Annotated in this window: 12 protein-coding genes; 9 read left to right on the plus strand and 3 right to left on the minus strand. The window is 69.1% G+C overall.

Features of this window, described 5'->3' with window-relative positions; translation table 11 throughout:
* Nucleotides 1-183: 183 nt before the first annotated feature.
* The 6 genes from ATL45_RS28510 to ATL45_RS28540 all read left to right on the plus strand — a co-directional run bounded on the left by ATL45_RS28510 (nt 184) and on the right by ATL45_RS28540 (nt 6,952).
* Nucleotides 184-1,635, plus strand: coding sequence for an amidase (locus ATL45_RS28510; RefSeq protein ID WP_093156797.1), 1,452 nt, complete (start codon nt 184-186; stop codon nt 1,633-1,635).
* 543 nt (nt 1,636-2,178) lie between these two features.
* Nucleotides 2,179-2,268: a hypothetical protein gene (locus tag ATL45_RS40395; protein ID WP_500691068.1), complete on the plus strand. Its 90-nt coding sequence runs from the start codon at nt 2,179-2,181 to the stop codon at nt 2,266-2,268.
* A gap of 343 nt (nt 2,269-2,611) precedes the next feature.
* Nucleotides 2,612-3,985 (plus strand): MFS transporter, encoded by a 1,374-nt coding sequence (locus ATL45_RS28525; RefSeq protein ID WP_170210378.1) that lies wholly within the window; start codon nt 2,612-2,614, stop codon nt 3,983-3,985.
* Between the two features lie 125 nt (nt 3,986-4,110).
* Nucleotides 4,111-4,881: an IclR family transcriptional regulator gene (locus tag ATL45_RS28530; protein WP_093156793.1), complete on the plus strand. Its 771-nt coding sequence runs from the start codon at nt 4,111-4,113 to the stop codon at nt 4,879-4,881.
* A complete protein-coding gene (locus tag ATL45_RS28535; RefSeq protein WP_093156791.1) occupies nt 4,878-6,104 on the plus strand; it encodes a CaiB/BaiF CoA transferase family protein in 1,227 nt (408 codons plus the stop codon). The genes ATL45_RS28530 and ATL45_RS28535 overlap by 4 nt, the downstream gene beginning before the upstream one ends.
* Nucleotides 6,101-6,952, plus strand: a complete 852-nt coding sequence (locus ATL45_RS28540) for a citryl-CoA lyase (RefSeq protein ID WP_093156790.1) — start codon at nt 6,101-6,103, stop codon at nt 6,950-6,952. Before ATL45_RS28535 ends, ATL45_RS28540 begins: the two co-directional genes overlap by 4 nt.
* Nucleotides 6,953-7,136: 184 nt before the next feature.
* Here ATL45_RS28540 and ATL45_RS28545 read toward each other — a convergent pair whose 3' ends face one another.
* Together ATL45_RS28545 and ATL45_RS28550 are read right to left on the minus strand one after the other, a co-directional pair.
* Nucleotides 7,137-8,309, minus strand: coding sequence for an MFS transporter (locus ATL45_RS28545; RefSeq protein ID WP_093156788.1), 1,173 nt, complete (start codon nt 8,307-8,309; stop codon nt 7,137-7,139).
* Nucleotides 8,306-8,971, minus strand: a complete 666-nt coding sequence (locus tag ATL45_RS28550) for a GntR family transcriptional regulator (RefSeq protein WP_093156787.1) — start codon at nt 8,969-8,971, stop codon at nt 8,306-8,308. The genes ATL45_RS28545 and ATL45_RS28550 overlap by 4 nt, the downstream gene beginning before the upstream one ends.
* A gap of 510 nt (nt 8,972-9,481) precedes the next feature.
* Here ATL45_RS28550 and ATL45_RS28555 point away from each other — a divergent pair.
* Entirely contained in the window at nt 9,482-10,039 is a 558-nt protein-coding gene (locus tag ATL45_RS28555) for a hypothetical protein (protein WP_093156894.1), read from the plus strand.
* A 60-nt stretch (nt 10,040-10,099) separates the two neighbouring features.
* Here the strand turns inward: ATL45_RS28555 and ATL45_RS28560 are convergent, their stop codons facing one another.
* Nucleotides 10,100-10,714: a TetR/AcrR family transcriptional regulator gene (locus tag ATL45_RS28560; protein ID WP_093156785.1), complete on the minus strand. Its 615-nt coding sequence runs from the start codon at nt 10,712-10,714 to the stop codon at nt 10,100-10,102.
* Nucleotides 10,715-10,820: 106 nt separating this feature from the next.
* Between ATL45_RS28560 and ATL45_RS28565 the strand changes: the two genes are divergently transcribed.
* Entirely contained in the window at nt 10,821-12,230 is a 1,410-nt protein-coding gene (locus ATL45_RS28565) for an amidase family protein (RefSeq protein ID WP_093156783.1), read from the plus strand.
* 300 nt (nt 12,231-12,530) lie between these two features.
* The gene (locus ATL45_RS28570) at nt 12,531-12,725 is read left to right on the plus strand and encodes an antibiotic biosynthesis monooxygenase (RefSeq protein WP_246025882.1); all 195 of its coding nucleotides are present in this window, start codon (nt 12,531-12,533) and stop codon (nt 12,723-12,725) included.
* The last annotated feature ends 51 nt before the right edge of the window (nt 12,726-12,776 follow it).

Below are 12,776 nucleotides of genomic sequence, written 5' to 3' on the forward strand. Positions count from 1 at the left end.
TCCTGTTGCACGACATGACGTTTCATGGCCTGCGGGTGGAGTTGGCCCGCGTTCCGGTGCTGTGACCTGCGGAGGGCCACCTTCGGTGGTGGTATAGGTGCCCCATTTCGTCGTTGAAGATGGAATCCCGTTGCGCGAAAGGGAATTTCGTGTCCGCTGTGGCAGGTCGATAGCTTCGGATTCATGGAGTGGAGCTTTCAGGCGGCCGAAGAGCTGGTGGCCGCGTTGCGCGCCGGTGCGGTGACATCGGTGGAACTGACCGACGAGGCGATCGCCCGCATCGTGCGCGACGACGAGGCGATCAACGCGATCTGCGTGCCGGACTTCGACCGCGCGCGGGCCGCCGCGCACCGTGCCGACCAGGCACGCGCGCGCGGTGAGGACCAGCCGCTGCTCGGCATTCCGGTGACGGTCAAGGAGTCGTACAACATCGCCGGGCTGCCCACGAGCTGGGGCATGCCGCAACACCGGGACTACATGCCTGCCGAGGACGCGGTGCAGGTGTCGCGGCTCAAGGCCGCGGGCGCGGTGGTGCTCGGCAAGACCAATGTGCCGTTGGGGCTGCAGGACATCCAGAGCTTCAACGACATCTACGGCACCACCAACAATCCGTGGGATCACGGTCGCACGTCGGGCGGCTCCTCCGGCGGATCGGCGGCGGCCCTGGCATCCGGGTTCGGCGCGCTGTCCATCGGCTCCGACCTCGCCGGTTCGCTGCGGACCCCCGCGCACTTCTGCGGCGTCTACGCGCACAAGCCGACGCTCGGACTGGCGGCGACCCGCGGCATGGTCGCGCCGCCGGCACCGGCATTGCCGGTCGAGCTCGACCTCGCCGTCGTCGGCCCGATGGCGCGTACCGCCCGTGACCTCACGCTCCTGCTCGACGTCATGGCCGGGCTGGATCCGCTGACGCTCGGCAAAGCGCACCACTTGACGCTGCCGCCCGCGCGCCATGAGCGGCTCTGCGACTTCCGGGTCCTGGTCCTCGACGAGCATCCGCTCCTCCCGACCGGGTCCGCTGTGCGGGCGGGCGTGAACCGGGTGGCCGCCGCGCTCGTCGACGGCGGCGCCCGCGTCGAACGGCGCAGTCCGCTGCTGCCCGATCTGACCGAAGCCGCGACGCTCTACATGCAGTTGCTGATTTCGGGCTCCGTCGCGCGTTTTCCCGTCGAATCGCACGAGCAGCTGCGGACCCGCGCCGCCGCACTGAGCGCCGGCGACCAGAGCCTCGACGCCGTGCGGCTGCGCGCCATGGTGTTCAGCCACCACGACTGGATCGAGGCGAACAACCGCCGCGAACTCCACCGCCACTGCTGGCGGCAGCTGTTCGCCGAGTTCGACGCCGTGGTGTGCCCGATCACGCCGACGCCCGCGTTCCCGCACGACCACAGCCCGAATCCGATGGAACGGCACGTCGACATCGACGGCGTCGAGCACCCCTACTTCGACCAGCTCGTCTGGGCCGGTTTGGCCACCATGCCCGGCCTGCCCGCCACCGCCGTACCCGCGGGCCGGTCCCCCGAGGGCCTGCCGGTCGGAGTGCAGCTCATCGGTCCGATGTTCGAGGACCGCACCCCGCTGCGGCTGGCCGAACTGCTCGAGCGGACGACCGGCGGCTTCCAGGCGCCGAAGTAGGGCGCACTGGCCAGACGGCGAGCAGCGTGATCCCCGCCGAACTCCGCTACCGATGGCCGACTTCTGTTCAGGGGAGCCGCGAATCCCTCGACAGGCAGCGCGAGCCGACGCGTGTCTTGCCCGACTCGGCAACCTCGTGCGCGCCTCGCGCGTTTCGACTACGGCTGGCGGGCATCAACTGCAGAGGGGTTGGGGCGCGGTGGACGGTGTGACGGGTCTCTTGTTGATCGTGTCGGGCTTGTTGCTGCTGTCCGGTGCTGTGCTCTTCGCCGTCTGGCTGTGGAACGAGTGGTCCCTCAGGCGGGCATTCGGAAAGCGCGTCTCCCGGGGCCGTTCCCGGAGCCGTTCGACGTCGTCCTCTGGCAGTGACGGAAGCCCTGGCGGCAGTGGCTGGGACGGCGGTGGAGGGGACTGGGGTGGTGGAGGCGGCGATGGCGGAGGTGGAGGCGGAGGCGACTGATCGCCTGTCGTCCCGTCCGGCCGAGCGACTGCGGGAGGCAAGCGGCGGAGATCCGCGACCGCCTCCTGGCGGGCCTCGACGACATCGGGACGACCCTCCAGCACGCCGAGGACATCACGGCCTACGAATCCCGCCGCCGACCAGCACTCCCGACCACCACCCGCCGGACCTGACACCAACTCCGCCGGTCGGGCCGTGGGAGCGAGCTCGATCCGGCAGGTGTCTGTGGCTCCGGGTTGACGGTGGCCGGTGATCCTCGCACCGGAGTGGGGAATGTCGGGGAAGTGTGCGGCGCCGCCGATGACGACGCGTCAGGCGTGCTGCTCTGGTCGGTGTCGAGGTGCTCAGTGCTGGCCGTCGCATCCAGCCGGACGGCAATGCTTTCAGGCCTGTCGTGCTTCCTGGCGGGGTCCGTCTTTCGGTCTTGTCAGGCCGTAGGCCCCACCGTACGATCCTGTCCGCCTGATGACACATTCGTACCACCAGGCGGTACGACGGGGTGACAAGGGAGTCCCTATGGGCGCGCCAAGCAGACAACGCTCTGCGTTCCAGCCGCGGGTGATCGCAGCGGGAGTTCTCGGCACGACGGTGGAGTGGTACGACTTCGCGTTGTACGCGACCGCGGCTTCGCTGGTGTTCAACAAGCTCTACTTCCCCGGCGGAGATCCGCTGGTGGGCACGATTGCCGCCTTCGGCACGTTCGCCATTGGCTTCCTCGGGCGCCCGCTCGGAGGTGCCTACTTCGGCGAGATGGGCGACCGCAAGGGGCGCAAGCACGTCCTGGTGATCACCCTGCTGCTGATGGGCGTCGCGACAACCGGGATCGGTCTGCTGCCGACTTACGAGACGATCGGTTTCGCCGCCCCGTTGCTGCTGACGTCGCTGCGCTTCGTGCAGGGCTTCGCTGCCGGCGGGGAGAAGACGGGCGCGTTGATCCTCATGTTCGAGAGCGCGCCGACTCGCTCGCGCGGACTCCTGGCCAGTTTGCCCGCCATCGGCACCGGGGCGGGCTCGTTGTTCTCCACGGGCGCGATGGCGCTCGCGTCGACCACCTTGTCGGAGCAGGCGTTCCTCGACTGGGGATGGCGAGTTCCGTTCCTGTTCAGCGCTGTTCTGACGTTGTTCGGGCTGTGGGTGCGCAGGTCGCTGGAGGAGCCGGAGGAGTTCCAGCGGGAGATGCGGCGTCAGGCCGCGGAGCGCAGTGCTCGTCCGGAGCCGCCGCGCCGCTCGTGGCGTGAGCGGTTCGCGCAGAGCCGATTCGTGGAGTCGTGGCGGAAGTACCCCAAGGAGATGGTCATCGTCATCTGCGCGGGCGCTGCCGAGAACTGCGGGTACTACGTGTTCGGCACGTTCTCCGTCGCCTACGCCGAAGATGCGGGTCTTGCGACGGGGCCGGTGTTGACCGGCGTCATGTTCGTCTCCGCGGTCAAGCTCGTCTCGGTTCCGCTGTTCGGGGCGTTGTCGGATCGGTGGGGCCGTAGACCGGTCAGCATCCTGGGAGCGGTGGTCATGGCGGTCGCGTGCTACCCCTTCTTCCTCATGGTGGACACGGAGATCGCGTGGCTGGTGTGGCTGGCCCTGCTGATCACCCTCGGGGTCGGGCAGTCGGCCGTGCTGGGGTCTCAGCCGGCGTTCTTCGCGGAACTGTTCACCACCAAGGTCCGCTTCACTGCCGTCGGGGTTGCCAACAACATCGGCACCGTGTTGACGGGCGGGCTCGCTCCGGTAGTGGCCAGTGCGCTACTGCTGTGGTTCGACCACAGCATCATCGGTGTCGTCATCTTCTTGCTGGCGACCTGCGTCATCACCGTGGTGACCGTGGCCGTGGCCCGTGAGACTCGCGAGTCCGACGTGGTGTCCCACTCGTCCGCGGAGAGAGCGATCAGCTAGCGAGAAAGTGCCATCTGGTGGCACTTCAGTGCCGACAGGTGGAACCCATGGGTTATGGTTGAGGACGCCTCGGCTGAGATCGTTCGGCCGGTCGTGATCACCGAAAGCATCTGGAAGGACGGCGCATGCAGCAGAACCCGGGAGAAGGCGGTGAGGGTGTGCGCAGCGTCCTGCGGGCACTGGATCTGCTGGCACTGTTCGATGAAACCCATCGCTCACGCACCGTGCGGGAGCTGATCGACGCCACGGGCCTGCCGAAATCCACAGTGGTTCGCCTGGTGGCCACTTTGGAGCAGCGCGGACTGCTGTGGACTCGTGGGGATGGTCGTCTCGCTCCGGGTGCGGGCATGCTGCGCTGGGCGCAGCTGGCTCAAGATGCCTGGCAACTGCCGGCCGAGGCTGTGGAGTGCTTGCGCAACTTGTCGGAAGAATCCGGTGGCGAATCGTCTCGGATCTACATCCGCCAGGGCGTTAGCCGGCTGTGCGTGGCCCAGCATGAGGGCACCCAGCAATTGCGGCACGTGGTGCGCATCGGTGAGGCCATGCCGTTGTGGGCAGGTGCCTCCGGACACGTGCTGCTTGCCGGAAGTTCACCCGAGGACCTGCGCGGAGTGGCTGCAGCGGCAGGACGTGGCTCCGATTTCGAGCCCGTGCTGGCGGAGCGCGTTCGGCACGCCGAGGAGCAGGGTTGGGCGGTCAGCCACGGTGAGCGCGAGGACGGTGTCTCCGCCGTCGCGGCTCCGGTGACCGACTCATCCGGCCGGGCCGCCGCCGCGGTCGGGCTCGGCGGTCCCACCAGCCGCTTCACCCGGGAACGCGTAGAAGCGTTCATCCCCGTCGTGATGAACGTGGCGAAGCAGTTGTCGAAGTTGCAATTCATCGGAGGTCGTTCGTGAGCGGTCCACGTCCCTCGGGGCCCGGAAAGCTGCTCGGTGGAATCCGGGTGCTCGACCTGACCAACGTGCTTGCCGGGCCGTTCGCGGCCTACCAACTGGCCCTGCTCGGAGCAGACGTCATCAAGGTCGAGATTCCCGGCTCCGGTGACCTCGCCAGGCAGCTCGGCGCCGATGCCGCGCTGAACGAAGAACGGCTGGGGGTGTCGTTCCTGGCGCAGAACGGCGGCAAGCGCTCGCTGACGATCAATCTGAAGTCGCAGCGGGGGCGCGAGGTGCTGCTGCGCAGTGTCGCGCAAGCCGACGTCCTCGTCGAGAACTTCCGCCCCGGCGTCCTGGATCGACTCGGCGTCGGGTGGGATCGCTTGCGCGAAGCGAATCCTCGCTTGGTCTACTGCGCGATCTCGGGCTTCGGTCAGGAAGGCCCGCTGCGCGACAGGCCCGCTTACGACCAGATCGTCCAAGGCCTGTCCGGGATGATGAGCGTGACCGGCACTGCGGAGACCGGTCCGCTGAGGGCCGGGTACCCGGTGGCCGACACCCTCGGAGGCATGGCCGCCGCCTTCTCCATCGCCTCCGCGCTGGTCCAGCGCGACCGCACCGGGGAGGGTGTCTGCCTCGACGTCTCCATGCTGGAGTCGGCGATGACCGCCATGGGCTGGGTCGTCTCCAACCAGCTGATCGCCGGGCAGGAACCGATGCGCGTCGGCAACGACAACTTCACCGCTGCGCCCTCCGGCACCTTCACCACCGGAGAGGGACTGCTGAACATCGCTGCGAACGAACAGCGCCAGTTCACCGCGCTGTGCCGGGTGATCGAACGCCCGGAGCTGGCGTCCGATCCCCGCTTCGCGGAGCGTGCGGACCGCAAGACCAACCGCCGGCAACTGACCGAGGAACTGGAGAAGGCCCTCGCGTCGCGCTCGGCCCAGGAGTGGGAATCTGCGCTCGCCACGGCCGGAGTGCCCGCAGCCCAGGTCCTCACTGTCCCGGAAGCACTTTCCAACGAGCAGATCGCCGCGAGGGAGTTCATCCACGACCTCCCGTTCCCCGGCCATCCGGAACGCCCCCTGCGCGTCCTCGGAAGCCCCATCCGCGTCCGCGGCGTCGCTCCCGGACCGCACAGCCCACCGCCGCTGCTCGGCGAGCACACCGACGACCTGTTGGGCGAACTCGGCTACAGCGCCGACGAAATCGCTTCCCTGCGCGAGGAAGGAGCGGTATGAGCACTCCCGCCTTCAACACCACCCAGGAGTACGAGGACGCGGTCACGGGATGGTGGCGAACCGGAATCAGCCGCATCCGGCCCGGCGAGATCCTGCTGCGCGGGTATCCCGTCGAGGAACTGATCGGCGAGGTGTCCTTCGTGGACGCGATCTGGTTGATGCTGCGCGGGGACCTCCCCGCGCCCGGTCAGCGCAGACTTCTCGAAGCCGCTCTGGTCGCGGCCGTCGACCACGGTCCGCAAGCCCCGTCCATCGCCGCCGCCCGGATGGCGGCCACCTGCGGGCTCGGGCTCAACAATGCCGTCGCAACCGGAGTGAACCTCCTCGGCGATGTCCACGGCGGCGCGGGACAGCAGTGCATGCAACTTCTGGCTGATCTGGCGGAAGCCGCTTCAGGAGGCGGAGATCTCGATGCGGCCGCGGAACGACTCGTGGCCGACCACCGCGCCTCCGGGAATCGCGTTCCCGGCTTCGGGCACCGGTTCCACCCACGAGATCCACGTCGCGATCCGCTGCTGACATCGGTCGAGCGTGCCGTCGCCCGCAACGAGGTTCCAGGCTGGGCACTGCGCGCCGGAACGGCGCTCGAACGCGCACTCGCCCAGGGCCGCAGCCGCCCCGTCCCGATGAACATCGACGGTGCCACGGCTATCGTCTACAGCGAACTCGGCTTCCCGCCCGAACTCGGCCGAGGCCTGTTCGTCCTCGCTCGAAGCGTCGGCATCCTCTCCCACGCCTGGGAGGAGAAATCGGCGGGGGCACGCATCAAGGGCCCGATTCCCCGCCCGTTGCTGCCCGACTACAACGGTCCCGGGCGCCGCGACCTCTCGAACGGAAACCCGGGGTAAGGCTTCCCGATCGGGATCCGGCAACCCGCCCAGCAACGGCAGGAAGTTCGTCGACCGGTCTGGCACGTTATGCCAACCCCGAGGCGGATGTCCGGTCGAACACCGAGAACCGCCCACTCAGCCGTGGACGACAGGCTGCTGGGCTGCCGGACGGCTGGGCCGCCGGGGCTACGGCCCCGGGTGATCAGGGCTGGGAAGGCCGGTCGACCGGGAGCTTGCGGGCCAGCGTGCCGGTGAGGGCCAGGCCCGCTGCGGTGACCCACAGGACGCCCGCGGCGCCGAGTCCGGCGGCGACCAGGCCGATCGCGCCGGGGATGACGACCTGACCGGCGCGATTGCCGGTGAGCCGCAACGACATCGCGCGACCGCGCGCGCCCGCGGGGGCCGATTCGGCGAGCCAGGACATCGTCAGCGGTTGTCCCACGCCGAGGCCGAAGCCGGCCACGGTGACCGCGATGAGCAGCAGCCAGACCGGCACCGGAGCGGCGGCGACGGTGATCCCCGCGGCGGCGCCGAAGATGCTCAGGATCAGCAACCTGCGTCGCCCGAGCACCTCCGAGAGACGTCCGAGGAAGAACCGCGACATCATCGACGAGGCGGCGCGCAGCACCAGCAGCGTGCCGATCAGCGCCGAGGCGATACCGCGTTCGGCTCCCAGTGCGGGCAGGTAGACCAGGGAGATGTCGACCGCGGCCAGCACGGTGCACGCGGTCAGGAGTGCCCCGGCCAGTCCCGGCAGGCGCAGCAGCGAGCGCACACCGATGTCGCTCGCCGCAGCCGGGCCGCGATCGGTCCGGGCGTCCTGGATCCCGAAGGTCAGGGCGAAGAGGACGACCGCGATCGCGATGCTCCCCTGGAAGATCGGCGTGGTGTCCGGGATCGCCCGCGTTCCGCCGAAAGCCACGATCAGCAGCGGCCCGGCGGCCTGGCCGAGCGAGGCGGCGAAGGTGTAGTAGCCGAACGCGGCGTCCATCCGGCCGGATGCGGTGCTGTTGGCCACCAGCGCCTGCTGGCCGACGATCGCGCCCAGGTGCGCGGTGCCGAGCACCACGCTGCCCGCCACCAGGCCGGGCACGGTGTCGCCGAGTGCCAGCAGCAGTGTGCCCACTGCGCACATCAGCAGGCTGCCGGCCAGCATCACCCGCCGTTCGCCGATCCGGTCGACGATGTGGCCCGCGGGCAGTGCGAGCACCAGCGGGACCAGCGCGAAGCTGCCGGAGAGCACGCCGAGCCAGGACGCCGGAACGCCCAGTTCCAGCGCCCGGTAGGTGGTGGCGGGACGCAGTACGAAGGTGATGAGCTGGGTCAGCGCGGCGTGCGCGAGCAGCACCCAGACCCGCCAGTTCGCGGAGGTCACCGCAGCAGACGCCGGGTCGCTTGGGTGGCGAGGCTGGTGTCGATGTGCTCGGTCATCACCGCGGCCGCACCGTCGGAATCACCCGCGATGACCGCCTCGGCCAGCATCCGGTGCTCCTCGTCCTTCTTGGCCCTGGCCTCCGGGCCGCGGTCGACCTCCAGGGCGAACCTGCGGTAGCGGTCGGCCTTGTCCCACAGGCTGTCCAGGGCTTCGATGAGCAGGTCGTTGTGCGCGGCCTGGTAGATCGCGCGGTGGTAGCGCCGGTGGTGCAGGAGGTGCTCGTAGTCGGGGTTTCCCGGCATCGCCCGCAGGCCTTCCAGGGACGCGCGGATCTCGGCGATGTCCTCCTTGGTGCGCCGTTGCGCGGCCAGCGACGCAGCCAGCGGGTCGAGGGATCTGCGCATCTCCAGCAGATCGCGGTTCTCCTCGGCTCTGAGCTCGGTGACCTTGGCGTCGCGGTGGGCGCCGAGTTCGACCAGCCCTTCGGCCTTCAACCGCCGCAGGGCTTCCCGGAGCGGGGTGGTGCTGATGCCGATGCTGCGCGCGAGCGTCGCCTGGTTGATCACGGACCCCGGTGGGAACTCGCCCGAGAGGATCTTCTCCCGCACCTTGTCGTAGGCGACGTCGCTCTTGGTCGTCAGCGGCGTTACCGGTTCTGCCATCGCCCAACCTCCTGACTCGCCTATAGCCTACAACGCCACTTGATGCGGACTTGTGGTCGGCGGATGAGTGCATTTCACAAGGGCGAATGTGGAAATCATCCAGGACCGAGGTGGGCTAGTGGCGGCCTTGGGGATGCTTGACCGGCGAAGGTTATAACCTCCCAGATGTGCGAGCGCCCCGGCAGCAGCGCGCTGCGCCGGTAGACGCCGTCTCGTGCTCGGCAGAGCGATGCGCGAGTGAAGCCGCGCGATCGAAGTTCTGGGAAGGACCTCGCAGAGAACGCAGACCGCTACGATTCGTTACCGCCTGGGCGTCCTGGAAGGCGATGAGATCGGTCCCGAGATCGTGCCGGCCGCGGTGCAGTCCCTCGACGCCGCATTCGAGGCCACCGGCGTGCGGGTGGAGTGGACCCGGACACCAGCGGCACCGCCGCCTTCGGAGACCTTTCCCGGGTGCAGATCGCGTGGAGTCGCTCACCGCTGGAAGCGTCTTCGGTTACGCTGCCTGCCGTGTCCGAACAAACGTGGTCGCCCGCTCCTGGGACGCCTGTGGTCGAGTACCGGTCCAGCCGGGCGTTGTTCATCGGCGGGCTGGCCATGTTCGTCTTCTTCGGGTTCGCCGCCCTCTTCTCGGACATCGGGACCCCGTCGAACACTCCGCGATCCAATTATGCCCCGGGCTACGGGGTGTTCATGATGGGCGCGTTCGCGCTGGGCGGCCTGCTGCTGATGGTCGGCTCCATTCCCCGCACGCATCGCTTCGCCGTCGACGAACGTGGACTGTGGTGGCGAGCCGGCCGCAAGTCGGACCTGATCGCGTGGGAGGAGCTGCACGCCGTGCGCGGCCAGGAACCGCGCCCGCCGGTCAAGGATGACCCGAACTCCAAGCTGCTGCGGTCGGCCCTGGTGTTCACCCCCGTGGACCGCCGCTTCATCACCCGCCACCGGGCGCTGCTGCCAGGCCCGCTCACTCCCGATCCGGAAGTGGAGCTGAGGCTGCCGAACACCGCCACGGTCAAGCAGTTGACCCAGGAGATAGCCAGGGTCCGGCCGGACCTGCTCCCCTAGGCGACGGCCGCGGCCGGTTCGGGCATCGCAAGAGCTCAGCCGGACCGGCGCTGATGGCGATCAGTCGCCATCGCGCGGTTCACCGGCCGTCCGTGCGCCGCGGAGGACGATCTCGGTGGCCGCGACGATGGCGTCAGGAGGAACCGAGTCGGGGTCGATGGCGCGCTGGATGGCCAAGCCGTCTTCGAGCGCGTGCACGATGAGGGCGGTGAACGCCGCTTCGGCGGTATCGGTTCCGGGTTCGCGTGCCACCGCACCGGTGAGCGCCTCACGGGCGTAGGCCTCCCGTTCGGCGAGGACAGATCGTTCACCGCGTGGTCGTCGGAGCGCGTGGCGCACGAGCTCCAGGCGCAGCGCCAGCCATTCCTCGAGGTGGGCGGATCGCTCGCGATGCCAGGACCGCAACGCTTCCCAGGTGTCGCCCTCGCTCGCCGCGAGCTGCGCCACTTCCTCCCGTTCGCGACGGGTTCGTTCCTCCAGCAGTGCCGCGACGACGGCGTCCTTGTCGGCGAAGTGCCCGTAGAACGCACCCCGGGTGTACCCGGCGCGGTCGGCGATCCGCTCGACCGAGGCCCCGGCGACACCGTGCTCGGCGAACACCTCGGCGGCCGCGTCGAGCAGCCGCATGCGGGTCACCACCTGTGACTCGCGCCGTGAGAGCCGTTGACGGGACATCACCACTCCTCATGCGTTCACCACCGAGCCTGCCGCCCGGACGGTGCACGGGATCGCTCATTCATATTCACTACTGCATCCAGATCCAGGTATGTATCTTAGCGGCATGGCAACGAGCGCGTCCGAGGTCACGAGCTGGTCGGCGAATCGCATCGCGGCGGCGGTTGCCGCAGGGCAGACGCGGGCGGCTGAGATCCTGGACGCCCACCTGGACCGCATCGACAGGTGCAACTCGCGCCTCACAGCGGTCACCTCGCGGCGAGACGACGACGCGCGGAGGGATGCGGCGGCCATTGACGAGGCCGTTGCACGCGGCGAGAGGGTCGGACCGCTGGCGGGGGTGCCGATCACCGTGAAGGAGACCACCGACGTGCGCGGGCTCGCGACGACGCACGGGTTGCGGGCCTTCGCCGACCGCGTCGCCGCCACCGACGCTCCTCCCGTCGACGCGATGCGCCGCGCGGGCGCCGTCATCGTCGGCCACACCAACATGCCGACCCTGACGCTGACCGGCATGCACCCGCGCAGCGAGCTTTTCGGCGACACGATCAACCCCTGGGATCCGGGTGCCACGCCCGGTGGGAGCAGCGGCGGAGATGCCGTCGCGGTGGCCACCGGGATGGCGGCGATCGGCCTGGGCAACGATTCCGGAGGCTCCACACGACTGCCCGCGCAGCTGTGCGGAGTGGCCGGTTTGAAGCCGACGCCGGGACGCTTTCCCGCCGACCACCGAATCGGTGCGGCCGATCCCGCACCGGCCTCGGCGCTGTTCCCCGTCGACGGGCCGCTCGCGCGGAGCGTGTCCGACCTGCGCACCGCGTTCGAGGTCCTCGCGGTCACCGACCCCCGCGACCCCCGTGCTGTTCCGGTGCCCACCCGCGGGCCGCGGCTTCCGCGCGCCGTCGGCGTCGTCCGCGATCCCGGCGGTCACGGGGTCGACCCCGCCGTCGTGAACGCCGTGGACGCCGCTGCCGATGCGCTCGCCGACGCCGGCTACGAGGTCGGCGAGGTCGATGTCCCCATGCTCGACGACGCCCTGGCGGTGTACACGGGCATGGTCCTCACCGAGTTCGCCGGGAACTGGCCTGCGATCAGCGCGCTGGTCGGCCCCGACGCGTCCCGCTACATCGACTACGACCTCGACGAGCACCCTCCGCTGGACCTCGAGCAGTACCTCGAACGTGCCGCACGACTGCTGACCGTGCGCCGGGCCTGGGCACAGCGGGCAGCGGTGACACCACTCCTGCTCGGTCCCGTCAGCACGCGCACCTGGTTCGCGCCAGGGCAGGAATCCTCGTCCGCGGCGGAGAAACGACGGTACGGGCGTTCGATGACGCTCTCGGTGTGGTCGACCGCGGTCGGGGCACCCGCGGTCGCCGTCCCCACCGGGCTCGCCGACGGACGCCCGGTCGGAGTGCAGTTGATCGGGCCGATGTTCCGGGAGGACGCCGTGCTCGACGCGGCACAGGCCGTCGAGAACGCCCGCGGCACGCTGACCCCCGTCGAACCCCGCTGAGCGAAGTCTCGACGGCGGCCGCCTGCTCGGCGAGCCGAGTGCCAAGTGCCCGATCGCGGTGAATTCCTGGCGTCGATCGGCGCGAAAGATCACCGACGAAAACGATCAGAGCCTTGATCGACCCGCCTGAAACGCCCTATAAGGGTGGCCGGTCCGCCCTATTGGTGGGCGGGACTTGCGCGGCATGCCAGCACGAATCACGCTGTCCTCCGAGGTAGGAGATCTTTGTGATGAGCTCATATGTCCTTAACGGCAGGAGCTTTCGCGTCTGACATATTCCGACGGAGGCGGTTGCGTGCGGTGTTCACCTTGCGGTTCGCGGACGGCGCGAGAGATCGATTCATCGCCGCCTACCAGGAGATTCGTCACCAGGTGGTGCTGCTCGACGGCTGCCACGGTGATGGAGCGCGCGAATCGACGGCAGCTCCGCAGGAATGGATGATTACTGAAGAGTGGGCAATTCTGGAGCATTTTCAGCAATGGGAGACAGCCTAGCCCGCCGCGAACTCGCGGCACCCCTGGTGACATGTGCGGCACACCGCGAGT

It is taken from the genome of Saccharopolyspora antimicrobica, assembly GCF_003635025.1.
Lineage (GTDB): Bacteria > Actinomycetota > Actinomycetes > Mycobacteriales > Pseudonocardiaceae > Saccharopolyspora > Saccharopolyspora antimicrobica.

Excerpts from the sequence above, each read along its gene's own strand:
- ATL45_RS28510 (WP_093156797.1), top strand. The coding sequence starts at position 184 with ATGGAGTGGAGCTTTCAGGCGGCCGAAGAGCTGGTGGCCGCGTTGCGC.
- ATL45_RS28525 (WP_170210378.1), top strand. The coding sequence starts at position 2,612 with ATGGGCGCGCCAAGCAGACAACGCTCTGCGTTCCAGCCGCGGGTGATC.
- ATL45_RS28530 (WP_093156793.1), top strand. The coding sequence starts at position 4,111 with ATGCAGCAGAACCCGGGAGAAGGCGGTGAGGGTGTGCGCAGCGTCCTG.
- ATL45_RS28540 (WP_093156790.1), top strand. The coding sequence starts at position 6,101 with ATGAGCACTCCCGCCTTCAACACCACCCAGGAGTACGAGGACGCGGTC.
- ATL45_RS28550 (WP_093156787.1), bottom strand. The coding sequence starts at position 8,971 with ATGGCAGAACCGGTAACGCCGCTGACGACCAAGAGCGACGTCGCCTAC.
- ATL45_RS28560 (WP_093156785.1), bottom strand. The coding sequence starts at position 10,714 with ATGTCCCGTCAACGGCTCTCACGGCGCGAGTCACAGGTGGTGACCCGC.
- ATL45_RS28565 (WP_093156783.1), top strand. The coding sequence starts at position 10,821 with ATGGCAACGAGCGCGTCCGAGGTCACGAGCTGGTCGGCGAATCGCATC.